Source organism: Pseudomonas sp. D8002, assembly GCF_013385695.1.
Classification (GTDB): Bacteria; Pseudomonadota; Gammaproteobacteria; order Pseudomonadales; family Pseudomonadaceae; genus Aquipseudomonas.
In genome coordinates this window covers 245,407-267,753 of record NZ_JACAPM010000006.1, presented here as the reverse complement: position 1 = coordinate 267,753, position 22,347 = coordinate 245,407, and the positions used below count along the sequence as shown (strand labels likewise).

Genomic DNA, 22,347 nt, shown 5'->3' with positions numbered 1-22,347 from the left:
CGCTCAGACTGGGAAGCACCATGACCACCGTGACCGTGATTCGCCCGCGCGCCGAAGATGTGGAAGGCCAACCGATCCTGCGCCCACTGCCCTCCAGGCAATGCCGCAGCGTCGGGCCTTTCGTGTTTTTCGACCATATGCTGCAAACCCGTTATGCCCCGGGTACCGGCATGAACATTCGCCAACACCCGCACATCGGCCTCTCTACCCTGACCTACCTGTTTGAAGGCGAACTCCTGCACAAGGACAGCCTCGGCTCCGATCAGGTGGTCAAGGCCGGGGACGTCAGCTGGATGACAGCCGGCAGTGCCATTGCCCACGTTGAACGCAGCCCCGAGGCGTTGAAGGCCAGTGGTTTCAGCCTGCACGGGTTGCAAGTGTGGCTGGCCTCCCCCAAGGAACATGAACAAGGGCCTGGGCATTACAGCCATCATCCGGCCGCCAGCTTGCCGGTGAGCGATAACCTCGGCGTGCAGATTCGCCTGATTGCCGGCAATGGCTTTTGCCTCGAATCGCCGGTGCCGGTGTTGTCGCCCACCTTGTATGCCGAGGTGCGGATGCAGACGGCTACCACCCTGCTGATCCCGGATGAGCATGAAGAACGGGCGGTGTATGTGCTGGAGGGTGAGGCGCAGTTGGATGGCGAAGTGCTGGAGGTGCATAGCCTGGTGGTGTTGCCGGCAGGCGCAAGCATGGGGCTGTTTGCCGAGACTGATTGCCACCTGGTGATGTTCGGCGGCGCGGCACTGGATGGGCCACGGCGGATTAACTGGAATTTTGTCGCGAGTGATCCGGCGTTGATCGAGCAGGCTCGGCAGCGTTGGGCGGCTGGGGATTGGCCGACAGTGCCGGGGGAAAGTGAGCGGATCGAGTTGCCTGGAGGCAAGGCTTAAGCGCTTTATTGCCTGTGAAACAGCCTTCGCGAGCAAGCCCGCTCCCACATTTCGACCGCGTTCCTTCAGGATGTACACGGTTAAAATGTGGGAGCGGGCTTGCTCGCGAAGGGGCCAGCTCAGGCAACCGAACTATCAGCCCTTGAACACTTCATCCAGCAAGTTATGCATCGACTGAAAGGCCCGCGCAGCGGTCTTCGCGTCATACATCATCTTGCCCGGCACATTCGCGTGCGGGTCGGTAAACGAGTGCACCGCACCGCCGTAGCTCAGCAATTGCCAATCCACACCGGCGGCGTTCATTTCGTCTTCAAACGCCGGCAGTTGCTCCTTCGGCACCAACGGGTCGGAAGCACCGTGCAACACCAGCACGGAACCCTTGATGTTTTTTGCATCGGCCGGGTTCGGCGTGTCGAGGCTGCCGTGGAACGAAACGGCAGCTTTCAACGGTGCACCTGTACGTGCCAGCTCCAGGGAGCAGCAACCACCGAAGCAGAAACCAAAGGTCGCCAGCTTCGAGGTATCCACCGCCGCTTCAGTCTGGGTTTTCAGGTGATCAAGCGCGACCTGCATGCGCTTGTTCAACAGCGGCCGGTCATTCTTCAACGGCATCATCGCCGCACCCGCTTCATCGCCGTTCGAAGGGCGGACGGTTTGCCCGTACAGGTCGGCAAGCAGCACCACGTAGCCCTTGCTGGCCACACTCTTGGCGATCTCTTCAGCGCCGGCACTGACACCCATCCAGTTCGGCGCCATCAACAACCCTGGCAGCGGGCCCTTATGACTGGCATCAAATGCCAGGCGGCTTTCATAAGACTGGCCATCAATCTGATAGACCACGGAACGCACGGTGATTTGGCTCATCATTTACTCCAGGTGAAAGGCTCCAGAACGAAAAAACCCGCCGAAGCGGGTTTTTCTACAACGGTGTTAAACCGACAGTTCAACCAACAGCTTGTTCAGTCGGCGCACATAAGCGGCCGGGTCTTTCAGGCTGTCGCCGGCAGCCAGGGCTGCCTGGTCGAAGAGGATGTGCGACAGGTCGCCAAACCGCTCTTCGCTCTGCTCGCCGTCGAGTTTCTCGATCAGCGGGTGAGCCGGGTTGAATTCGAAGATCGGCTTGGAATCCGGAACCTTCTGACCGCTGGCTTCCAGGATCTGACGCATCTGCATGCCCAGGTCCTGCTCGCCGATGGCCAGGATCGCCGGGGAATCGGTCAGACGGTGGGAAACCCGCACTTCGCTGACGGCATCGCCCAAGGCGGCCTTGATTCGCTCAACCAGACCCTCTTTGGACTTGGCCACTTCTTCAGCGGCTTTCTTGTCTTCTTCGGAATCCAGGTTGCCCAGGTCCAGGTCGCCGCGGGCGACGTCAACAAAGCTCTTGCCGTCGAAGTCGCTGAGGTAGCTCATCAGCCACTCGTCGATGCGGTCGGTCAGCAGCAGCACTTCGATGCCTTTCTTGCGGAAGACTTCCAGGTGCGGGCTGTTCTTGACCTGAGCGTAGGTTTCACCGGTCAGGTAGTAGATCTTGTCCTGACCTTCCTTGGCGCGAGCCAGGTATTCAGCCAGGGAAACGTTCTGCTCGCCGTCGTCACCGTTGGTCGATGCGAAACGCAGCAGGCCGGCGATTTTTTCCTTGTTGGCGAAATCTTCTGCCGGGCCTTCTTTCATGACCTGGCCGAAGTTTTTCCAGAAGCCCTTGTATTGCTCAGGCTCGTTTTTCGCCAGCTTTTCCAGCATGTCGAGGACACGCTTGGTCAGCGCCGACTTCATCGAGTCGATGATCGGGTCTTTCTGCAGGATTTCCCGCGACACGTTCAGCGACAGGTCGTTGGAGTCAACCACGCCCTTGATAAAGCGCAGGTACAACGGCAGGAACGATTCCGCCTGGTCCATCACGAACACGCGCTGCACATACAGCTTCAGGCCTTTCGGCGCTTCACGCTGGTACAGGTCGAACGGAGCACGGGCCGGTACGTAGAGCAGCGAGCTGTATTCCAGCTTGCCTTCGACCTTGTTGTGGCTCCAGCTCAGCGGGTTTTCGTAATCGTGGGCGATGTGCTTGTAGAACTCCTGGTATTCCTCGTCCTTGACTTCGGTACGAGGACGGGTCCACAGGGCGCTGGCGCGGTTGACCACTTCCCATTCCTGGGCCGGGGCTTCTTCGCCTTCGGCCGCCGCTTGTTCTTTCGGCAACTCGATCGGCAACGCGATGTGGTCGGAGTACTTCTTGATGATATTGCGCAGACGCCAGCCATCGGCGAACTCGTCTTCACCGGACTTCAGGTGCAGGACGATGCGGGTACCACGATCAGCCTTGTCGACAGTGGCGATTTCAAATTCGCCCTCGCCCTTGGAAGACCAGTGCACGCCTTCGCTGGCGGCAAGGCCGGCACGGCGGCTGAATACTTCAACCTTGTCGGCAACGATGAAGGCCGAGTAGAAGCCCACGCCGAACTGGCCGATCAGGTGCGAATCTTTCTTCTGGTCGCCCGACAGGTTCTTCATGAAATCAGCGGTGCCGGATTTGGCGATGGTCCCCAGGTGGGTGATCGCATCGTCACGGCTCATGCCGATACCGTTGTCTTCGAGGGTGACGGTTTTCGCGTCCTTGTCGAAGCTCACACGGATTTTCAGTTCCGCGCCACCTTCCAGCAACTCAGGCTTGGACAGGGCTTCGAAACGTAATTTGTCGACAGCGTCAGAGGCGTTCGAGATCAATTCGCGAAGGAAAATTTCCTTGTTGGAATACAGCGAATGGATCATGAGGTGCAGCAGTTGCTTCACCTCGGTCTGGAAGCCCAGGGTTTCCTTTTGAGTTTCCACACTCATGGTCATCAAACTCCAATTGGATGGCAGTGGCCGCGCCCTTGAGGGTTGGCGGCGGGTTGTCATCAAAGTTGGGGGCTAAGACCAGGATTTCAAGGGCGAGCAGGTTCCTCAATCTTGAAATGCGCACGGGCGGTGGCAATCGGTTCGGCCTGGGTACTTTGCCATGCGGTGATCGCCACGTTGGCCACCCGCCGGCCCTGGCGCCACACCTGGCATTTGGCGTAGGTGTCGCGAAACTGGCCGGCGCGCAGGTAATCCAGGGAGAAATCGATGATCTTGGGAACACCAGGCGCACCGGTGAATACCAGCAAATGCAAGGCTGCGGACAGCTCCATGAAGCCCGCGATCACCCCGCCGTGGATCGCCGGCAATATCGGGTTACCAATGTTGTCCTTGTTGGCCGGCATGCGGAACAGCAATTCATCCCCCAGGCGCGTGCATTCGATACCGATCAGCCTGGCGTAGGGAATCAGGTTGAGCAGCGCGTCATAGTTGCCGCGCTCGTGGGCTTGCTGCAGACGGGTCTTGAATTGATGGGTCATGCCTGTTCTCCCTTGATTGCATTGCCCAGGCCCTGGCTGCCCTTGAGGCGCTTGCCCATGCGCATGAACGTGCCCACCACGTGGGCAATCGGTTGCTGCGGATCGTCCTGGTAGGCGAAGCCGCGGGTGAAGATCACGTCGGTGGTCACCCGGTAGCACTGGGCAAAGCCGAATACCGGTTTATGGGGCTCGGCCGGGTGCATGTAGTCGATGCGCAGGTCCAGGGTCGGGCAAACCTCGAACTCCGGCAGTACGCACAAGGTAGCCATGCCACAGGCGGTGTCCATCAAGGATGTGATGGCGCCGCCGTGGATCACGCCGGTCTGCGGGTCACCGACGATATGCGGAGCATAGGGCAACACCAGCGTCATGCCGTCCTCACTGGCGGCGTGCACCTGGATGCCCAGCACCTGGCAGTGGCGCAAGGCTGAAACAAAGCGCGTGGCACGGGATAAAAGAGGATTTTCGGTCATTCGTTAAAGACTCTTATTAGTGTGGAGCCGGCGGAGTAGACAACCTTACTGAAAGTTCCCTAGGGAAAAGCCTTATATATCTGTGAGATTTAAGGAACTAAGCGTTGGGCATAGGCTCGAAAGGCCAGTAGATATCTTCAATAAGGAGAAACACCCCATGCGCAAGACTTTAGCTATTTCCATGATGCTGGCTGCTGCCCTCGGCCTCGCTGCCTGCGACAAAAAATCCGAAGACAAAGCCCAAGACGCCGCAGCCCACTCTGAGCAAGCTCAGAAAGACATGGCGAAAGCACAGGATAAAGTGAACGACGCTGCGAAAGAAAACGCCGATGCTGCCAAAGCTCAGGCTGAATCGAACGAAGCTGCTGCGAAAGAAGCAACACCTGCAACCGGTTCTTGAGTCTGACGACTTGAACACTGTGACTTGAAAAGTCATGTTGCAAAAGAAAGCCCGCTTAATAGCGGGCTTTACTTTGTCCGGTGTTTTTAACCCGGCCGGGCAGCTCGAAACTTCGAACTAAACCCCGGCACAAGTTAATGGCTAAACGTTTAAGCCATCGCTTCACTGCGTTTGCCCAGCAGGCGGTCAATCACCACCGCAACCACCAGCGTCATCACCGAAGGCACCAGCCACGCCAGGCCCTGCTCGCTCAGCGGCAGGTGAGCCAGTTGCGATGGCATCCAGTCAGCCAGGCCCGCGCCCTTCAGCGCGTCAATGCAACCGAAGATGAACGACACCAGCATCACCGGGCCAACGATCCGGCCCTGCTCCTGCCAGAAGTCCTTACAGAAGCTCAGGGCCACCAGCACGATGCACGGCGGGTAAATGGCGGTCAGCACCGGGATCGAGAACGCGATCAGCTTGGTCAGGCCCAGGTTGGACACAAACAGCGAGAATACCGCCAGGATCACCACCAGGGTCTTATAGGACAGCGGCAGTACGCGGCTGAAGTACTCGGCGCAGGCGCAGGTCAGGCCCACCGCGGTTACCAGGCACGCCAGGGAAATCAGCACGGCGAGGAAGCCGCTGCCCAGGGAGCCGAAGGTGTGCTGGACGTAGGCGTGCAGCACGGCGGCGCCGTTGGCGGCGCCGGCCGCCACTTCATGGCTGCCCGAACCGAGGCGGAACAGGCTGATGTACACCAGCGCCAGGCCCACACCGGCAATCAGCCCGGCGATGATCGCGTAGCGGGTGATCAGCTTCGGCGACTCGACGCCACGGGAGCGGATCGCGTTGACGATCACAATGCCGAATACCAGCGCGCCGAGGGTATCCATGGTCAGGTAACCATTGATAAAGCCCTGGGAGAACGGTGCCGCCACGTACTCAGGGGTGGCAACACCCACATCGCCGGCCGGCAAGGCAAAGGCAGCAATGCCCAAGACGGCCAGGGCGATGATCTTCAACGGTGCCAGGAAACGACCGACGGTATCCAGCAGGCGGCCCGGGTACAGGGAGATGAAGAACACCAACAGGAAGTACACCGAGCTGTAGAGGAACAGCGCCAGCGGGCTTTCACCGGTCAGCGGCGCCAGGCCCACTTCAAAGGAAACGGTGGCGGTTCGCGGGGTGGCGAACAACGGGCCGACAGCCAGGTAGGCCGCCGCTGCCAGCAAGCCACCGGCGATCTTGCCGATCGGACTGCTCAACGCGTCCATGCCACCACCGACTTTGGCCAGGGCGACAACGGTGATCACCGGCAAACCGACCGCGGTGATCAGGAAGCCCAGCGCTGCCATCCAGACATGAGGCCCGGACTGTAAACCGACGATTGGCGGGAAGATGATGTTGCCGGCGCCCACGAACAGGGCAAAAGTCATAAAGCCCAACGCCAGGATGTCCTGGCTTTTCAACACTTTCATTTGAGGAAATACCACACTACTGAATCGGAATTTAGAGAGGGCTTCCCTATGGATGAGGGAAATACTGCCGGTCCGGATGGGGACCGACCGGTCTGGCGCGAGGCTTCCTTTTGGGATGCGTACGCATAAAGAGGCGGCTAGCCTAACGAATTTGCGGGTCAAACGCACTGTTGCGGGGCGAACTGTCCGATAAGCGACATTTTTATGTCGCGTTTTTATATCTAAATTTTGAAATACGATCGAATGTGGGAGCTGGCTTGCTCGCGAAAGCGGTGTATCAGCCACTCATGAGCTGACTGACACACCGCTTTCGCGAGCAAGCCCGCTCCCACATTTTGATCTCCACCAACCTTCAGAATGCACAAAGGCCACCCGAAGGTGGCCTTTGTGGGGTGAAGCGTCAGTTAAGCGCGAGGCTTACTTGACAGCCCAACCGGTCAGCTCGGACAAAGCCTTGCCGATGTCTGCCAGCGAACGCACGGTTTTAACGCCTGCGTCTTCCAGGGCAGCAAACTTCTCGTCTGCAGTACCCTTGCCGCCAGAGATGATTGCGCCAGCATGGCCCATGCGCTTGCCAGCAGGGGCAGTCACACCAGCGATGTAGGAAACAACCGGCTTGGTCACGTGTGCCTTGATGTAGGCAGCCGCTTCTTCTTCAGCCGAACCGCCGATCTCACCGATCATTACGATCGCTTCGGTCTTCGGGTCTTCCTGGAACAGCTTCAGGATGTCGATGAAGTTCGAGCCTGGGATCGGGTCACCGCCGATGCCGACGCAAGTCGACTGACCGAAACCGGCGTCAGTAGTCTGCTTGACAGCTTCGTAGGTCAGGGTGCCGGAACGGGAAACGATACCGACTTTACCTGGCAAGTGAATGTGACCTGGCATGATGCCGATCTTGCATTCGCCTGGAGTGATCACGCCTGGGCAGTTAGGGCCGATCAGGACTACGCCCAGCTCGTCGCACTTAACTTTAGCGTCCAGCATGTCCAGGGTAGGAATGCCTTCGGTGATGCAAACGATCAGCTTGATGCCGCCGAATGCTGCTTCCAGGATGGAGTCCTTGCAGAAAGGAGCTGGAACGTAGATCACGCTGGCGGTGGCGCCAGTGGCAGCTACAGCATCTTTCACGGTGTTGAACACTGGCAGGCCCAGGTGCTCGGTGCCGCCTTTACCAGGAGTAACGCCACCCACCATCTTGGTGCCGTATTCGATGGCTTGCTGGGTGTGGAAACTACCTTGGGAACCGGTAATACCCTGGCAGATAACCTTGGTGTCTTTATTGATCAGGACGCTCATTATTTGCCCTCCGCAGCTTTGACAACTTGTTGAGCAGCGTCGGTCAGGCTGGTAGCAGCGATGATGTTCAAACCGCTTTCTGCCAGTACTTTAGCGCCCAGTTCAGCGTTGTTACCTTCAAGGCGCACAACAACCGGGATTTTAACGCCGACTTCTTTCACTGCACCGATGATGCCTTCGGCAATCATGTCGCAACGAACGATGCCGCCGAAGATGTTGACCAGTACTGCAGCGACGTTGGAGTCGGACAGGATGATCTTGAACGCTTCGGTAACGCGTTCTTTGGTGGCACCGCCGCCTACGTCGAGGAAGTTGGCTGGTTTGCCGCCATGCAGGTTGACGATGTCCATGGTACCCATGGCCAGGCCAGCACCGTTGACCATGCAACCGATGTTACCTTCCAGGGCTACGTAGTTCAGTTCGAACTTGGCAGCGTGCGCTTCGCGCGGATCGTCTTGCGACGGATCGTGGAAAGTCTTCAGCTTAGGCTGACGGTACATGGCGTTGGCGTCGATGTTGATCTTGGCATCGAGGCAATGCAGATCGCCGTCAGCCTTGATCACCAGCGGGTTCACTTCCAGCAGGGCCAGATCGTGATCCTGGAACAGTTTGGCCAGACCTACGAAGATCTTGGCGAACTGGGCAACTTGCTTGCCTTCCAGACCCAACTGGAATGCCAGCTCGCGACCCTGGAATGGCTGAGCGCCAACCAGTGGATCGATAGTGGCTTTCAGAATTTTTTCTGGGGTTTCTTCAGCGATCTTCTCAATGTCCACGCCACCTTCGGTGGAGGCCATGAACACGATGCGACGGCTCGAACGGTCAACGACAGCGCCCAGGTACAGCTCTTTAGCGATATCAGTGCACGATTCAACCAGGATCTTGGTGACTGGCTGGCCATTGGCATCAGTCTGGTAAGTCACCAGACGCTTGCCCAGCCACTGCTGAGCGAAGGCTTTGGCGTCTTCTTTGCTGCGAACCAGCTTGACGCCGCCCGCTTTACCGCGACCACCAGCGTGAACCTGGGCTTTGACAACCCACTCGGTGCCGCCGATTTTGTCGCAAGCTTCTGCTGCTGCTTCCGGGGTGTCTACTGCGTAACCCTTGGATACTGGCAGGCCGTATTCAGCGAACAGCTGCTTACCCTGATACTCGTGAAGATTCATGCTTATTACCGTCTTCGTTAGGTACTGCGCATTCGGCGCTGCGCTCTTTATTGAGTGCCGCGCCACCTGTGACTGCTGCTTGCACAGTCAAACCACCAAAGGCCTGAACCCTGGGTGGTGAAACTGCGCAAGACTGCGTCCAGCGGATATTCCGCGGTGAGTCTTGCGCACAAGGCTCACGACGGGCAACCGCCGTGGTTTCTTATTATCTCGCTTAGCGCTTCTTCTTGTTGGCGATGTGGATGGCATGGCCATTCACTGCCAACGCGGCTTCGTGCAGCGCTTCGGACAGGGTCGGATGGGAGAAAACCATCATGCCGATGTCTTCGGCGCTGGTGCCGAATTCCATACCGATTGCGCCTTGCTGAACCAGTTCTGCTGCGCCTGGGCCGATCACGTGGACGCCCAATACGCGGTCAGTCTTGGCATCAGCGATGACTTTGACAAAACCACCGGTGTCGTTGGCTGCCATGGCACGGCCAGAAGCGGCAAACGGGAAGGTGCCGACGTTAACTTCAACGCCTTCAGCTTTCAACTGCTGTTCGTTCTTGCCGACCCATGCAATTTCCGGGTGGGTGTAGATAACCGACGGGATCAGGTCGTAGTTCATCTGGGTCTTGTGACCCTTGATGCGCTCGACAACCATGATGCCTTCTTCGGAAGCCTTGTGCGCCAGCATCATGCCGCGAACCACGTCGCCAATGGCGTAGACGCCCGGCACGGTGGTAGCGCAGTGATCGTCAACGTGGATGAAACCACGCTCGTCGATGTTCACGCCGCTGTCGGAAGCCAGCAGGTCAGTGGTCACCGGACGGCGACCAACGGCTACGATCAGCTTGTCGAAAGTGATGGTCTGTTCGCCATCCTTGTCGGTGTAGGTCACGACAACTTCTTCGCCGTTAACCTTGGAACCGGTAACACGAGCGCCCAGCTTGATGTCCAGACCTTGTTTGGTCAGGGTTTTCAGCGCTTCTTTGGACACTGCGGTGTCGGCAGCCAGCAGGAACGTGTCCAGGGCTTCCAGCACGGTCACTTCGGAACCCAGGCGGGACCAGACCGAACCCAGTTCCAGGCCGATCACGCCAGCGCCGATCACGCCCAGACGTTTTGGAACCGCTTGGAATTCCAGGGCGCCGGTCGAATCAACGATCACGTTCTGGTCGACCGGAGCCGGTGGAATGTCGATTGGACGCGAACCTGGAGCCAGGATCACGTTCTCGGCTTCGATGATTTCGGTCGAACCGTCAGGCTTGGTGATTTCAACTTTCTTGCCGGCCAGCAGTTTGCCGTGGCCTTGCAGGGAAGTAACGCCGTTGGCCTTGAACAGGGTAGCAACGCCGGAAGTCAGGCCTTTAACGATGTTGGCCTTGCGGCCGACCATCGCTGGCACGTCCATGGTCACGCCAGCGTGGTTGATGCCGTGGATGGCAAAACCGTCTTGCGCTTCGTGGAATTTCCAGGAGCTGTCCAGCAGCGCCTTGGAAGGAATGCAGCCAACGTTCAGGCAAGTACCGCCCAGCGCCAGTTTGCCTTCCTTGTCGGTGTATTTTTCGATGCAAGCAGTCGAGAGGCCCAGTTGTGCGGCCTTGATGGCGGCAACGTAGCCGCCAGGGCCTGCGCCAATCACTACAACGTCAAATTTCTGCGACATGAAAAAAAATCCTCTTTAGCTAAAAGCTTCAAGCCGTGAGCCGCACTCCGGCCTGCCTCGCGGCAGACCGGGTGGTACGGCGCACCGCCGCTTTATCAGATATCCAGCAGCAGACGAGCCGGGTCTTCCAGCAGGTTCTTGATGGTCACCAGGAAAGTCACGGCTTCTTTACCATCGATCAGGCGGTGATCGTACGACAGCGCCAGGTACATCATCGGGCGGATAACCACTTGGCCGTTGATCGCCATAGGACGCTGCAGAATGTTGTGCATGCCCAGGATCGCAGCTTGTGGCGGGTTGACGATCGGAGTCGACATCATCGAACCGAAAGTACCACCGTTGGTGATGGTGAAGGTACCACCGGTCATCTCGTCGATGGTCAGTTTGCCGTCACGGGCCTTCTTGCCGAAGTTGGCGATGCCGCCTTCGATTTCAGCCAGGCTCATCAGCTCGGCGTTACGCAGAACCGGTACCACCAGGCCACGGTCGCTGGAGACGGCAACGCCGACGTCAGCATAACCGTGGTAAACGATGTCGCCGCCGTCGATGGAAGCGTTGACTGCCGGGAAGCGTTTCAGCGCTTCGGTGGCCGCTTTCACGAAGAACGACATGAAGCCCAGGCGTACGCCGTTGTGGGACTTCTCGAACAGGTCCTTGTACTTCGAACGCAGGGCCATGACTTCGGTCATGTCGACTTCGTTGAAAGTAGTCAGCATCGCCATGTTCGACTGTGCTTCAACCAGGCGCTTGGCCACGGTGGCACGCACGCGGGTCATCGGTACGCGCTTCTCGGTGCGGTCGCCAGCGGCGAACACAGGAGCAGCGGCAGCCGGGGCAGCAGCCTTGGCAGGCGCAGCAGCTGGAGCGTTTTTCTTGGCTTCAACGGCGGCAACCACGTCTTCCTTGGTCACACGGCCATCTTTGCCGGTGCCCTTGATGGACGCCAGGTTGATGCCGTTTTCGTCAGCCAGCTGACGCGCAGCCGGTGCAGCGATTGGATCTTCGCCACCCGCAGCCGGTGCAGCAGCTGGAGCTGCGGCAGCAGCCGGTGCCGCAGCGGCGGCAGGAGCAGGAGCAGCGGCAGCAGCACCGCCCTCTTCGATCGAGCCCAGTACCTGGTTCGACAGGACGGTAGCGCCTTCTTCGGCAACGATTGCGCCCAGCACGCCGTCAGCTTCAGCCAACACTTCGAGCACGACCTTGTCGGTTTCGATGTCGACGATCAGGTCGTCACGCTTGACGGCCTCGCCTGGTTTCTTGTGCCAGGTGGCAACGGTGCCATCGGCAACCGATTCCGGGAATGACGGGGCTTTGATTTCGATAGCCATTATCTGTGGGTCCTTAAAATTCGGTTTCAGTCAGCGCGAAGGCGTTAAACAGTGAAAGCATCTTGCAGCAGTTTTTCCTGCTGCTCGGCGTGCATCGACGCATAACCACACGCAGGTGCAGCAGAAGCATCACGACCGGCGTACTCCAGGCCCAGTGCCTGTTTGTGATTGCCGATGCTGCGACGCAGATGATGCTGGCTGCTGTACCACGCGCCCTGGTTCATCGGTTCTTCCTGACACCACACCACATTGGTGAGGTTGGTGTAAGGCGCGATGGCCTCCATCAGGTCGTCTTCCGGGAACGGGTAAAGCTGCTCGATCCGCACGATGGCGATGTCTTCGCGGCCTTCGGCACGACGTTTTTCCAGCAAATCGTAGTAAACCTTGCCGCTGCACAGGATCAGGCGAGTGACCTTGGCCGCGTCCAGGGTGTCGATTTCTGAAATAACGGTCTGGAACGAACCATCCGCCAGATCTTCCAGGGTCGAGATGGCCAATTTATGACGCAGCAGCGATTTCGGCGTCAGCACTACCAGCGGCTTGCGCAGCGGGCGGATCACCTGGCGACGCAGTAAGTGGTAGATCTGGGCCGGGGTAGTCGGCACGCACACCTGGATGTTGTGCTCGGCGCACAATTGCAGGTAACGCTCCAGACGGGCCGAGGAGTGCTCCGGACCCTGACCTTCATAACCGTGTGGCAGCAGCATGGTCAGACCGCACAGACGGCCCCACTTGTGCTCGCCGCTGGTGATGAACTGGTCGATAACCACCTGGGCACCGTTGGCGAAGTCGCCGAACTGGGCTTCCCAGATCACCAGCGCCTGAGGCGTGGTGGTCGAGTAACCGTATTCGAACGCCAGTACGGCTTCTTCGGACAGGAACGAATCGTACAGGTCGAAACGTGGCTGGCCTTCGTACAGGTTCTGCAACGGGATGTAGGTGCCCGCGTCTTTCTGGTTGTGCAACACAGCGTGACGGTGCGAGAACGTACCGCGGCCGATGTCCTGGCCGGTCATGCGGATCGGGTGACCTTCGAACGCCAGGGTCGCGTACGCCATGGTTTCAGCGTAACCCCAGTTGATCGGCAGGCCGCCGGCTTGCATCTTCTGACGGTCTTCGTAGATCTTCGCAACCTGGCGCTGTACGACGAAACCGTCTGGGATTTCCAGCAGCTTGGCCGACAGTTCCTGCAGGGTCTTCAGATCGAACGAGGTGTCGTGACGCGCCGTCCAGGCGTGGCCCAGGTACGGACGCCAGTCAACGAACAGCTCTTTGTTCGGCTCCTTGACCAGGCTTTTCACGACATGCAGGCCGTTGTCCAGCGCGTTGCGGTATTCATCGATCTTCGCCTGAACACGTGCATCGTCCACCACGCCGGCCTTGATCAGGCTATCGGCATACAGCTCACGGGTGGTGCGCTGCTTGGTGATTTGCTGGTACATCAACGGTTGGGTGCCGCTAGGCTCATCCGCTTCGTTGTGACCGCGACGACGGTAGCAGACCAGGTCGATGACCACGTCACGCTTGAACTGCATGCGGTAATCGATGGCCAACTGGGTCACGAACAACACGGCTTCCGGATCATCACCATTCACATGGAGGATCGGCGCCTGAATCATCTTGGCAACGTCGGTCGCGTACTCGGTAGAGCGTGCGTCCAGCGGGTTGCTGATGGTGAAGCCCACCTGGTTGTTGATGACGATGTGAACGGTACCACCGGTCTTGAAGCCGCGAGTCTGCGACATCTGGAACGTTTCCAGGACCACGCCCTGACCGGCGAACGCCGCGTCACCGTGGATGGAAATCGGCAGGACCTTCTCACCGGTGGAATCGTTACGACGATCCTGGCGCGCACGTACCGACCCCTCGACCACTGGAGAAACGATCTCCAGGTGGGATGGGTTGAACGCCATGGCCAGGTGAACTTCACCGCCGGTGGTCATTACGTTGGACGAGAAGCCCTGGTGATATTTAACGTCACCGGAACCCAGCTCGACCTTCTTCTTGCCTTCGAACTCGTCGAACAGCTCGCGCGGGTTCTTGCCGAAGGTGTTGACCAGCACGTTCAAGCGGCCACGGTGGGCCATGCCGATCACGATTTCCTTGGTGCCGTAGGAACCGGAACGCTGGATCAGCTCGTCGAGCATCGGGATCAGGCTTTCGCCGCCTTCCAGGCCGAAACGCTTGGTGCCCGGGTATTTGGTGCCCAGGTATTTTTCCAGGCCTTCCGCTGCAGTGACGCGCTCGAGCAAGTGGCTCTTGACGTCCGCAGACAGCACCGGGCGACCACGCACGCCTTCAAGGCGGTGCTGGAACCAGTGGCGCTGCTCGGAATCAGTGATGTGCGTAAATTCGGCACCGATGGTGCGGCAATATGTCTGCTGCAACGCTTCGTGAATTTCGCGTAGGCTCGCTTCCTCTTTGCCGATGAACAGGTCGCCGGCACGGAAGGTCGTATCAAGATCGGCATTGGTCAAGCCGTAATGATTGATCGACAGGTCTGCAGGTGCAGGACGCTGCCACAGCCCCAGCGGGTCAAGCTGGGCTGCCTGGTGGCCACGCATACGGTAGGCCTGGATCAGTCGCAGTACTTCAACTTGCTTCTTCTCGTGCTCACTGCTCACGCTTGCGGCAGAAACCGGCTGGGCGCGGCGCTGGTTCTTTGCCAGCAGCACGAACTGATCGCGAATTGTTGCGTGCGATACATCGGTGGCAGCGTTGCCGTCTGAAGACAACGTCTGAAATTTGGTGCGCCATTCTTCTGGCACAGCGTTAGGGTCGTGCAGGTAGAGCTCATAAAGCTCTTCCACATAGGCAGCGTTACCACCTGAAAGATAGCCGCTGTTCCACATGCGCTGCATCACGCTTTCTTGCATGCTTGGTCACCCTCGATTTGGGGACACCACCGGCGAAAACACCGAGTTTGCTTGCAAAAGGCCAAGTGCAGCGACCAAAACAAGCCACTTAGGATCACGCTGATAGTTCGGGTACCAACCCGAATGCCCCTGCTTGTCTCATTTCTTCAAAATAAGAGCCGCGTCTTTGTAAGTCGCTGCTCAAGTTAAAACTACGGCGCCGGTTGAAGCCTGCGCCGTAGCATCTACGGGCACAACGGTCCTGCTTTTACTACAACGTCGGTTACACGCCGCTTTGCAGCAGCATGCTACGTACGTGACCAATGGCCTTAGTCGGGTTCAGGCCTTTGGGACATACGTTGACGCAGTTCATGATCCCGCGGCAGCGGAATACGCTGAACGGGTCATCCAGCGAAGCCAGACGCTCGGCAGTCTTGGTGTCACGGCTGTCTGCCAGGAAGCGGTACGCTTGCAGCAGGGCAGCTGGGCCCAGGAACTTGTCGGGGTTCCACCAGAAGGACGGGCAGGAAGTCGAGCAGCAAGCGCACAGGATGCACTCGTACAGACCGTCCAGCTTCTCGCGCTCTTCCGGAGTCTGCAGACGCTCGATGGCCGGAGCCGGCGTGTCGTTCTGCAGGAATGGCTTAACCTTCTCGTATTGCTTGTAGAAGATGCTCATATCGACGACCAGGTCACGGATAACCGGCAAACCTGGCAGCGGACGAACAACCAACTTGTTGCCTTTCACCACGGAAGACAGCGGCGTGATGCACGCCAGGCCGTTCTTGCCGTTGATGTTCATGCCGTCGGAGCCGCAGACACCCTCACGGCAAGAGCGACGATAGGAGAAACCTTCGTCCTGCTCTTTAACCAGGGCCAGCACGTCCAGCACCATCAGGTCCTTACCACCGGTATCGACCTGGAATTCCTGCATGAACGGCGCAGCGTCCTGATCAGGGTTGTAGCGATAAACACTGACTTTCAACATGGCAGCCACCCTTAGTAAGTCCGAATCTTCGGTTCAAACGTCGGAACCGTCTTCGGCGAGAAGTTCACGGCACGCTTGGTTACGCGCTTGTCACCCGGGAAGTACAGGGTGTGGCACAACCAGTTTTCGTCGTCGCGGTCTTCATAGTCTTCACGAGCGTGAGCACCACGGGATTCTTTACGAACCTCGGCGGCGATGGCAGTCGCTTCAGCCACTTCCAGCAGGTTTTGCAGCTCAAGGGCTTCGATTCGAGCGGTGTTGAACGCCTGGCTCTTGTCGTTGATCTTGACGTTGGCGATGCGCGTACGCAGGTCAGCCAGCTGGGCGATACCTTTCTGCATGTATTCGCCGGTACGGAACACACCGAAGTAGTTCTGCATGCAGCTTTGCAGCTCTTTGCGCAGGGAGGCGACGTCTTCGCCATCGGTACGCGAGTTCAGGCCATCCAGACGTGCCAGGGCAGCGTCGATGTCGGACTGGCGTGGACGCGCGTAATCAACGCCTTCCTTCAGGGTCTGTTCCAGGAACAGGCCGGCGGCACGACCGAATACCACCAGGTCGAGCAGCGAGTTGCCGCCCAGACGGTTGGCACCGTGAACCGATACGCACGCCACTTCACCTACCGCGAACAGACCAGGGATGATCTGGTCGACACCGTCGGCGTCCTGGGTGATCGCCTGGCCATGAATGTTGGTGGCAACGCCGCCCATCATATAGTGGCAAGTTGGAACAACCGGGATCGGCGCAACAGCCGGGTCAACGTGGGCAAAGGTCTTGGACAGCTCCATGATGCCTGGCAGACGGCTGTGCAGCACTTCTTCACCGAGGTGATCGAGCTTCAGCATCACGTGGTCGCCATCGGGACCACAGCCGTTACCGGCGATGATCTCTTTAACCATGGAACGGGCTACAACGTCACGACCGGCAAGGTCTTTGGCGTTCGGAGCATAACGCTCCATGAAGCGCTCGCCGTTCTTGTTGATCAGGTAACCACCTTCACCACGGCAACCTTCTGTAACCAGTACACCGGCGCCGGCGATGCCGGTCGGGTGGAACTGCCACATTTCGATGTCTTGTACCGGAACGCCTGCACGCAGGGCCATGCCGATACCGTCACCGGTGTTGATCAGGGCGTTGGTAGTCGAAGAGTAGATACGGCCTGCACCGCCGGTCGCCAATACGGTGGCGTTAGCCCGCACGTAAGAGGTTTCGCCGGTTTCGATGCAGATAACGATCATGCCTACAAAGGCACCGTCTTCGTTCTTCACCAGGTCGACGCCGTAGTATTCGTTGAGGAATACGGTGCCGGCCTTCAGGTTGGCCTGGTACAGGGTGTGCAACAGCGCGTGACCGGTACGGTCGGCTGCGGCACAGGTACGAGCGGCCTGGCCACCCTTACCGAAGTCTTTCGACTGACCGCCGAACGGACGCTGGTAGATGCGACCCTGTTCGGTACGGGAGAACGGCAGACCCATGTGTTCCAGCTCGAAGACCGCTTCCGGGCCTACGGAGCACATGTATTCGATAGCGTCCTGGTCACCGATATAGTCGGAACCCTTGACGGTATCGTACATGTGCCAGCGCCAGTCATCGTTTGGATCGGCGGAGGCGATGGCGCACGTGATGCCACCCTGGGCCGAAACGGTGTGGGAACGGGTCGGGAACACCTTGGTGATCACGGCAGTCTTGTGACCGCCCTGGGCCAGTTGCAGCGCAGCGCGCATGCCGGCACCGCCGCCGCCAATGATGATGGCGTCGAATGAAAGCGTATTAACTGTGTTAGCCATGAATCAGATACCCCAAAGAATCTGCACACCCCAGACGAAGTAAGCGAACATCGCGACGCCGCATACTGCCTGGAAGAGAAACCGTACTGCTGTCGCGGACTTGCCCAGCGCCATCGGCGTCAGGTAGTCGGTCGCGATGGTCCACATGCCAACCCAGGCGTGAGCGCCCAGGGCTACAAGGGCCAGCAGACTGAAGATGCGCATCCCGTTGTGAGCGAACAGGCCGTGCCATTGGGCGTAGCCAATGCCAGGGTTCGCCGCGAGGTACCCGATCAGGAAGATGAAATAAGCCGCGAGAACAACCGCAGACACACGTTGCGCCATCCAGTCATAGAGGCCCGAACGCGACAGGTTCGTAACGCTGGTTACCATATCCAAACTCCCGCCAGAACGATCAGCACCACGGAAATGGCGATGACGATTTTCGAGCCCAGCTTGCCGCCTTCCAGCGTCTCACCGATACCCATGTCCATGATCAAGTGGCGAATACCGGCCACAAGGTGATAAAGCAGAGCGGACAGGAGGCCCCAGGCGACGAATTTGGCCAGCGGACTGGTCAAGCATGCCTTCACCTCGGCGTACCCTTCTTCCGAACCCAGGGATTTGCTCAATGCATAAAGCATGATGCCCAGGCCAAGAAACAGGATGATGCCGGATACACGGTGCAGGAACGACGTTACGCCGGTGATGGGGAGTTTGATGGTCCTTAGGTCTAGGTTTACAGGTCGTTGGCTATTCACGGCTTTTTTTCACACTGAAGAGCCCCTAACAATCAGGGCAAAGTTGTTGGGGAGTGCACTGGTCAGGTAACCACCACCCAGGGAGTGCGACCCCCATCAAAACGGGCCCAAAAGCCCCTGGCGGTCGGAGGCCGAGTATAGACAGTTAGGCAACTAATGACAACGCGCACTCCTCACCCTAATAGCGCATTGCGCTGGCGGCATAAAAGGCGTAAATGGCAGGTAATTTCGAGGAAAAAGTACGGTTAAAGCCTTCTGGAGCAAGACTTTAGGCAAATTGACATCTGAATTTATCTCACTATAGTGGTGCGGGCCCTGCGTGGGGGGTCTGTCTGATGATTTGAAGCATAAATAGGAGGCCACATGGCTGACAAAAAAGCGCAGTTGATCATCGAGGGCGCAGCCCCCGTCGAGCTGCCCATTTTAACCGGCACCGTTGGTCCCGATGTTATCGACGTACGGGGCCTGACGGCCACGGGCCGTTTTACTTTCGACCCAGGCTTCATGTCGACCGCCTCATGCGAGTCGAAGATCACCTATATCGACGGTGATAACGGTATCCTGCTGCACCGCGGCTACCCGATCGAACAGCTTGCTGAACAGTCGGACTACCTGGAAACCTGCTACCTGCTGCTTAATGGCGAATTGCCAACAGCTGAGCAAAAGGCCCAGTTTGTCAGCACCGTAAAGAACCACACCATGGTTCACGAGCAGTTGAAGACCTTCTTCAACGGCTTCCGTCGCGACGCCCACCCGATGGCCGTCATGTGCGGCGTAGTCGGCGCCCTGTCGGCCTTCTATCACGACTCCCTGGACATCAATAACCCGCAGCATCGCGAAATCTCCGCGATCCGCCTGGTTGCCAAGATGCCGACCCTGGCCGCAATGGTTTACAAGTACTCCATGGGTCAACCCATGATGTACCCGCGCAACGACCTGACGTACGCGGAAAACTTCCTGCACATGATGTTCAACACCCCGTGCGAGATCAAACCGATCAGCCCGGTGCTGGCCGCCGCGATGGACAAGATCTTCATCCTCCACGCCGACCACGAACAGAACGCCTCGACCTCTACCGTGCGCCTGGCGGGCTCCTCGGGTGCCAACCCGTTCGCCTGTATCGCCGCCGGTATCGCCGCACTGTGGGGCCCTGCCCACGGCGGTGCGAACGAAGCCGTATTGACCATGCTCGATGAAATCGGCGATGTCTCGAACATCGACAAGTTCATCGCCAAGGCCAAGGACAAGAACGATCCGTTCAAGTTGATGGGCTTCGGTCACCGGGTCTACAAGAACCGCGACCCGCGCGCCACCGTAATGAAGAAGACCTGCGACGAAGTGTTGAAGGAACTGGGCATCAAGAACGATCCGCAACTCGAACTGGCCATGCGCCTGGAAGAGATCGCCCTGACCGACCCGTACTTCATCGAGCGCTCGCTGTACCCGAACGTCGACTTCTACTCGGGGATCATCCTCAAGGCGATCGGCATTCCAACCAGCATGTTCACCGTGATCTTCGCCCTGGCGCGGACCGTGGGCTGGATCTCCCACTGGAAAGAAATGCTCTCCAGCCCGTACAAGATTGGCCGTCCGCGCCAGCTGTACACTGGCTACGAGTCGCGTGACATCACCAAGCTGGAAGACCGCAAGTAAGCTGATCGCTACTTGGCTACACCGAAAACGGCCTCCTTTGTGATAGGGAGGCCGTTTTTATTTGTGCCGGATTTGAGAAACAGTTTTGTCGTATCTGTTACCAATAAAGGCAAAAAAAGCCCCGATCTCACGACCGGGGCATTTTTTGGAACTGTTACAGGCTTAGTGGCTAACCGCCCCACTCGCCCCCAGGCCAGTCTGCGAACGCACAAACTGCGGGAAGTACAGCGCACGTTCCTTCTCTGCCGCCGCCGACTTGTCGGTGATGGAGAAGAACCAGATGCCGATGAACGCAATGATCATCGAGAACAGCGCCGGGTACTCGTAAGGGAAGATCGCCTTCTCATGGTGCAGGATCGAGACCCAGATGGTCGGGCCGAGGATCATCAGGCCAACGGCACTGATCAAGCCCAGCCAGCCACCAATCATCGCACCGCGGGTGGTGAGGTTTTTCCAGTACATGGAAAGCAGCAGCACCGGGAAGTTACAGCTGGCCGCAATGGAGAACGCCAGGCCCACCATGAACGCGATGTTCTGGCTTTCAAACAGGATGCCCAAGCCAATCGCCAGTACTGCCAGGGCGATGGTGGTGATCTTCGATACGCGAATCTCATCCTTCTCGTTGGCCTTGCCTTTCTTGATCACGCTGGCGTACAGGTCATGGGACACCGCCGAAGCACCCGCGAGGGTCAAACCGGCAACCACTGCCAGGATGGTGGCAAACGCCACGGCCGAGATGAAGCCCAGGAAGATACTGCCGCCCACCGCGTTGGCCAGGTGCACCGCCGCCATGTTGTTACCGCCGAGCAAGGCACCTGCAGCATCCTTGAACGCCGGGTTGGTGCTGACCAGCAGGATCGCGCCGAAGCCGATGATGAAGGTCAGGATATAGAAGTAGCCGATGAAGCCAGTGGCATACAGCACGCTCTTGCGAGCTTCCTTTGCGTCACTCACAGTGAAGAAGCGCATCAGGATGTGCGGCAGGCCGGCGGTACCGAACATCAGTGCCAGGCCGAGGGAGAACGCCGAAATCGGGTCTTTCACCAGGCCGCCCGGGCTCATGATCGCTTCACCTTTAGGGTGAACCTTGATCGCCTCGGCAAACAACATGTTGAAGTCGAAGTTGACGTGTTTCATCACCATCAGCGCCATGAACGAGGCACCGGACAGCAACAGCACTGCCTTGATGATCTGCACCCAGGTGGTCGCCAGCATGCCGCCGAACAACACATAGAGGCACATCAGGATGCCTACCAGGATCACCGCGACGTGATAATCCAGGCCGAACAGCAGCTGGATCAGCTTGCCCGCGCCGACCATCTGCGCGATCAGGTAGAACGCCACCACCACCAAAGAGCCACAGGCCGACAGGCTGCGGATCTGGGTTTGCCCCAGGCGATAGGACGCCACGTCGGCAAAGGTGTATTTGCCCAGGTTACGCAGGCGCTCGGCGATCAGGAACAGAATGATCGGCCAGCCCACCAGGAAGCCGATCGAGTAGATCAGGCCGTCGTAGCCGGAGGTGAACACCAGCGCGGAAATCCCCAGGAAGGAGGCTGCCGACATGTAGTCACCGGCAATCGCCAGACCGTTCTGGAACCCGGTGATCTTGCCGCCGGCCGCATAGTAGTCGGCCGCCGACTTGTTGCGCTTGGACGCCCAGTAGGTGATGCACAAGGTCGCGCCGACGAAGGCCACGAACATCAGGATCGCTGCGATATTCAGCGGTTGTTTATGCACTTCGCCGGTCAGTGCATCGGCCGCCCAAACGGCAGGTGCAAAGGCCGAAGCGCCGAGTACAGCCAATAGACGACGGATCATTGCGCAGCCTCCTTGAGAATCGCATTGTTCAAGTCGTCGAATTCGCCGTTGGCGCGTCGTACATAGATGCCGGTGAGGACGAAGGCCGACACAATCAGCCCGACCCCGATAGGGATCCCCCACGTGATGGACGAACCGGGGCTGATCTTGGCCCCCAGTATTTGCGGCCCATAGGCAATCAGAAGAATGAAAGCGGAGTAAAGCCCAAGCATGATTGCCGAGAGAATCCAGGCGAATCTTTCCCTTTTACTAACCAGCTCCTTGAAACGCGGGCTGTTTTGAATCGAGAGGTAAATGCTGTCGTTCATTGTTTTTATCCTCGCAGCACAGCTTTTTATTATTGGAACATATCCACTGTATGCGGCTGAGGAACAGGTTCCAGACGACCTTAGTAGTAGAAGGAGTGTAGCGAGGGATATTGAAGGCGCAGGAATAATTGCGGGGGCGAAATAA

Annotated in this window: 19 protein-coding genes; 3 read left to right on the top strand and 16 right to left on the bottom strand. The window is 58.4% G+C overall.

The genetic code is table 11. The features are described 5' to 3' along the window. The first annotated feature begins 20 nt into the window (after window positions 1–20). Window positions 21–893 (top strand): pirin family protein, encoded by an 873-nt coding sequence (locus HX807_RS04590; RefSeq protein WP_177049349.1) that lies wholly within the window; start codon window positions 21–23, stop codon window positions 891–893. Window positions 894–1,028: 135 nt separating this feature from the next. Here the strand turns inward: HX807_RS04590 and HX807_RS04585 are convergent, their stop codons facing one another. The 4 genes from HX807_RS04585 to HX807_RS04570 form a co-directional block, all read right to left on the bottom strand. Then, on the bottom strand, window positions 1,029–1,757 hold the full coding sequence (locus HX807_RS04585; protein WP_008434010.1) for a dienelactone hydrolase family protein: 729 nt from the start codon (window positions 1,755–1,757) through the stop codon (window positions 1,029–1,031). A 66-nt stretch (window positions 1,758–1,823) separates the two neighbouring features. Continuing rightward, window positions 1,824–3,728, bottom strand: a complete 1,905-nt coding sequence (htpG, locus tag HX807_RS04580; protein WP_177049346.1) for a molecular chaperone HtpG — start codon at window positions 3,726–3,728, stop codon at window positions 1,824–1,826. Window positions 3,729–3,817: 89 nt separating this feature from the next. Continuing rightward, window positions 3,818–4,270 carry a PaaI family thioesterase gene (locus tag HX807_RS04575; RefSeq protein ID WP_177019613.1) on the bottom strand — a complete coding sequence of 151 codons (453 nt, stop codon included), beginning with the start codon at window positions 4,268–4,270 and terminating at the stop codon, window positions 3,818–3,820. Beyond that, window positions 4,267–4,743: a PaaI family thioesterase gene (locus tag HX807_RS04570; RefSeq protein ID WP_003210563.1), complete on the bottom strand. Its 477-nt coding sequence runs from the start codon at window positions 4,741–4,743 to the stop codon at window positions 4,267–4,269. Before HX807_RS04570 ends, HX807_RS04575 begins: the two co-directional genes overlap by 4 nt. Before the next feature lie 157 nt (window positions 4,744–4,900). Here HX807_RS04570 and HX807_RS04565 point away from each other — a divergent pair, with 157 nt between their 5' ends. Next, window positions 4,901–5,143, top strand: coding sequence for a hypothetical protein (locus HX807_RS04565; RefSeq protein WP_003210564.1), 243 nt, complete (start codon window positions 4,901–4,903; stop codon window positions 5,141–5,143). 149 nt (window positions 5,144–5,292) lie between these two features. On the opposite strand, the gene brnQ is transcribed toward HX807_RS04565, so the two are convergent. From brnQ to sdhC, 10 genes are all read right to left on the bottom strand, one after another. Next, the gene (gene brnQ / locus HX807_RS04560; protein WP_003210565.1) at window positions 5,293–6,606 is read right to left on the bottom strand and encodes a branched-chain amino acid transport system II carrier protein; all 1,314 of its coding nucleotides are present in this window, start codon (window positions 6,604–6,606) and stop codon (window positions 5,293–5,295) included. A gap of 417 nt (window positions 6,607–7,023) precedes the next feature. Beyond that, entirely contained in the window at window positions 7,024–7,905 is an 882-nt protein-coding gene (sucD, locus tag HX807_RS04555; RefSeq protein ID WP_003210566.1) for a succinate--CoA ligase subunit alpha, read from the bottom strand. Continuing rightward, window positions 7,905–9,071 carry an ADP-forming succinate--CoA ligase subunit beta gene (gene sucC / locus HX807_RS04550; protein ID WP_003210567.1) on the bottom strand — a complete coding sequence of 389 codons (1,167 nt, stop codon included), beginning with the start codon at window positions 9,069–9,071 and terminating at the stop codon, window positions 7,905–7,907. Before sucC ends, sucD begins: the two co-directional genes overlap by 1 nt. Before the next feature lie 214 nt (window positions 9,072–9,285). Next, entirely contained in the window at window positions 9,286–10,722 is a 1,437-nt protein-coding gene (gene lpdA / locus HX807_RS04545; protein ID WP_003210568.1) for a dihydrolipoyl dehydrogenase, read from the bottom strand. Window positions 10,723–10,817: 95 nt separating this feature from the next. Next, window positions 10,818–12,050 carry a 2-oxoglutarate dehydrogenase complex dihydrolipoyllysine-residue succinyltransferase gene (gene odhB / locus HX807_RS04540; RefSeq protein ID WP_008434003.1) on the bottom strand — a complete coding sequence of 411 codons (1,233 nt, stop codon included), beginning with the start codon at window positions 12,048–12,050 and terminating at the stop codon, window positions 10,818–10,820. 44 nt (window positions 12,051–12,094) lie between these two features. Beyond that, window positions 12,095–14,926 carry a 2-oxoglutarate dehydrogenase E1 component gene (locus HX807_RS04535; protein WP_003210570.1) on the bottom strand — a complete coding sequence of 944 codons (2,832 nt, stop codon included), beginning with the start codon at window positions 14,924–14,926 and terminating at the stop codon, window positions 12,095–12,097. 262 nt (window positions 14,927–15,188) lie between these two features. Continuing rightward, complete coding sequence (locus tag HX807_RS04530; protein ID WP_003210571.1) at window positions 15,189–15,893, bottom strand: succinate dehydrogenase iron-sulfur subunit; 705 nt, start codon at window positions 15,891–15,893, stop codon at window positions 15,189–15,191. An 11-nt stretch (window positions 15,894–15,904) separates the two neighbouring features. Continuing rightward, on the bottom strand, window positions 15,905–17,680 hold the full coding sequence (gene sdhA, locus HX807_RS04525) for a succinate dehydrogenase flavoprotein subunit (protein ID WP_003210572.1): 1,776 nt from the start codon (window positions 17,678–17,680) through the stop codon (window positions 15,905–15,907). 3 nt (window positions 17,681–17,683) lie between these two features. Then, complete coding sequence (gene sdhD / locus HX807_RS04520) at window positions 17,684–18,052, bottom strand: succinate dehydrogenase, hydrophobic membrane anchor protein (protein WP_003210573.1); 369 nt, start codon at window positions 18,050–18,052, stop codon at window positions 17,684–17,686. Next, a complete protein-coding gene (gene sdhC, locus HX807_RS04515; RefSeq protein ID WP_008433998.1) occupies window positions 18,046–18,420 on the bottom strand; it encodes a succinate dehydrogenase, cytochrome b556 subunit in 375 nt (124 codons plus the stop codon). The genes sdhD and sdhC overlap by 7 nt, the downstream gene beginning before the upstream one ends. A 363-nt stretch (window positions 18,421–18,783) precedes the next feature. Here sdhC and gltA point away from each other — a divergent pair, with 363 nt between their 5' ends. After that, window positions 18,784–20,073, top strand: coding sequence for a citrate synthase (gltA, locus tag HX807_RS04510; RefSeq protein WP_003210575.1), 1,290 nt, complete (start codon window positions 18,784–18,786; stop codon window positions 20,071–20,073). A gap of 162 nt (window positions 20,074–20,235) precedes the next feature. Here the strand turns inward: gltA and HX807_RS04505 are convergent, their stop codons facing one another. Beyond that, on the bottom strand, window positions 20,236–21,894 hold the full coding sequence (locus HX807_RS04505; protein ID WP_003210576.1) for a cation acetate symporter: 1,659 nt from the start codon (window positions 21,892–21,894) through the stop codon (window positions 20,236–20,238). Further along, window positions 21,891–22,202: a DUF485 domain-containing protein gene (locus HX807_RS04500; RefSeq protein ID WP_003210577.1), complete on the bottom strand. Its 312-nt coding sequence runs from the start codon at window positions 22,200–22,202 to the stop codon at window positions 21,891–21,893. The genes HX807_RS04505 and HX807_RS04500 overlap by 4 nt, the downstream gene beginning before the upstream one ends. Between the last annotated feature and the right edge of the window lie 145 nt (window positions 22,203–22,347).

What these genes read in the sequence shown, in the direction of transcription:
- brnQ (WP_003210565.1), bottom strand. Translation starts at nt 6,606, where the DNA reads ATGAAAGTGTTGAAAAGCCAGGACATCCTGGCGTTGGGCTTTATGACT.
- sdhD (WP_003210573.1), bottom strand. Translation starts at nt 18,052, where the DNA reads ATGGTAACCAGCGTTACGAACCTGTCGCGTTCGGGCCTCTATGACTGG.
- sdhA (WP_003210572.1), bottom strand. Translation starts at nt 17,680, where the DNA reads ATGGCTAACACAGTTAATACGCTTTCATTCGACGCCATCATCATTGGC.
- lpdA (WP_003210568.1), bottom strand. Translation starts at nt 10,722, where the DNA reads ATGTCGCAGAAATTTGACGTTGTAGTGATTGGCGCAGGCCCTGGCGGC.
- htpG (WP_177049346.1), bottom strand. Translation starts at nt 3,728, where the DNA reads ATGAGTGTGGAAACTCAAAAGGAAACCCTGGGCTTCCAGACCGAGGTG.
- HX807_RS04530 (WP_003210571.1), bottom strand. Translation starts at nt 15,893, where the DNA reads ATGTTGAAAGTCAGTGTTTATCGCTACAACCCTGATCAGGACGCTGCG.
- gltA (WP_003210575.1), top strand. Translation starts at nt 18,784, where the DNA reads ATGGCTGACAAAAAAGCGCAGTTGATCATCGAGGGCGCAGCCCCCGTC.
- HX807_RS04505 (WP_003210576.1), bottom strand. Translation starts at nt 21,894, where the DNA reads ATGATCCGTCGTCTATTGGCTGTACTCGGCGCTTCGGCCTTTGCACCT.
- sucD (WP_003210566.1), bottom strand. Translation starts at nt 7,905, where the DNA reads ATGAGCGTCCTGATCAATAAAGACACCAAGGTTATCTGCCAGGGTATT.
- HX807_RS04500 (WP_003210577.1), bottom strand. Translation starts at nt 22,202, where the DNA reads ATGAACGACAGCATTTACCTCTCGATTCAAAACAGCCCGCGTTTCAAG.
- HX807_RS04565 (WP_003210564.1), top strand. Translation starts at nt 4,901, where the DNA reads ATGCGCAAGACTTTAGCTATTTCCATGATGCTGGCTGCTGCCCTCGGC.
- HX807_RS04585 (WP_008434010.1), bottom strand. Translation starts at nt 1,757, where the DNA reads ATGAGCCAAATCACCGTGCGTTCCGTGGTCTATCAGATTGATGGCCAG.
- HX807_RS04590 (WP_177049349.1), top strand. Translation starts at nt 21, where the DNA reads ATGACCACCGTGACCGTGATTCGCCCGCGCGCCGAAGATGTGGAAGGC.
- HX807_RS04535 (WP_003210570.1), bottom strand. Translation starts at nt 14,926, where the DNA reads ATGCAAGAAAGCGTGATGCAGCGCATGTGGAACAGCGGCTATCTTTCA.
- HX807_RS04575 (WP_177019613.1), bottom strand. Translation starts at nt 4,270, where the DNA reads ATGACCCATCAATTCAAGACCCGTCTGCAGCAAGCCCACGAGCGCGGC.
- odhB (WP_008434003.1), bottom strand. Translation starts at nt 12,050, where the DNA reads ATGGCTATCGAAATCAAAGCCCCGTCATTCCCGGAATCGGTTGCCGAT.
- sucC (WP_003210567.1), bottom strand. Translation starts at nt 9,071, where the DNA reads ATGAATCTTCACGAGTATCAGGGTAAGCAGCTGTTCGCTGAATACGGC.
- HX807_RS04570 (WP_003210563.1), bottom strand. Translation starts at nt 4,743, where the DNA reads ATGACCGAAAATCCTCTTTTATCCCGTGCCACGCGCTTTGTTTCAGCC.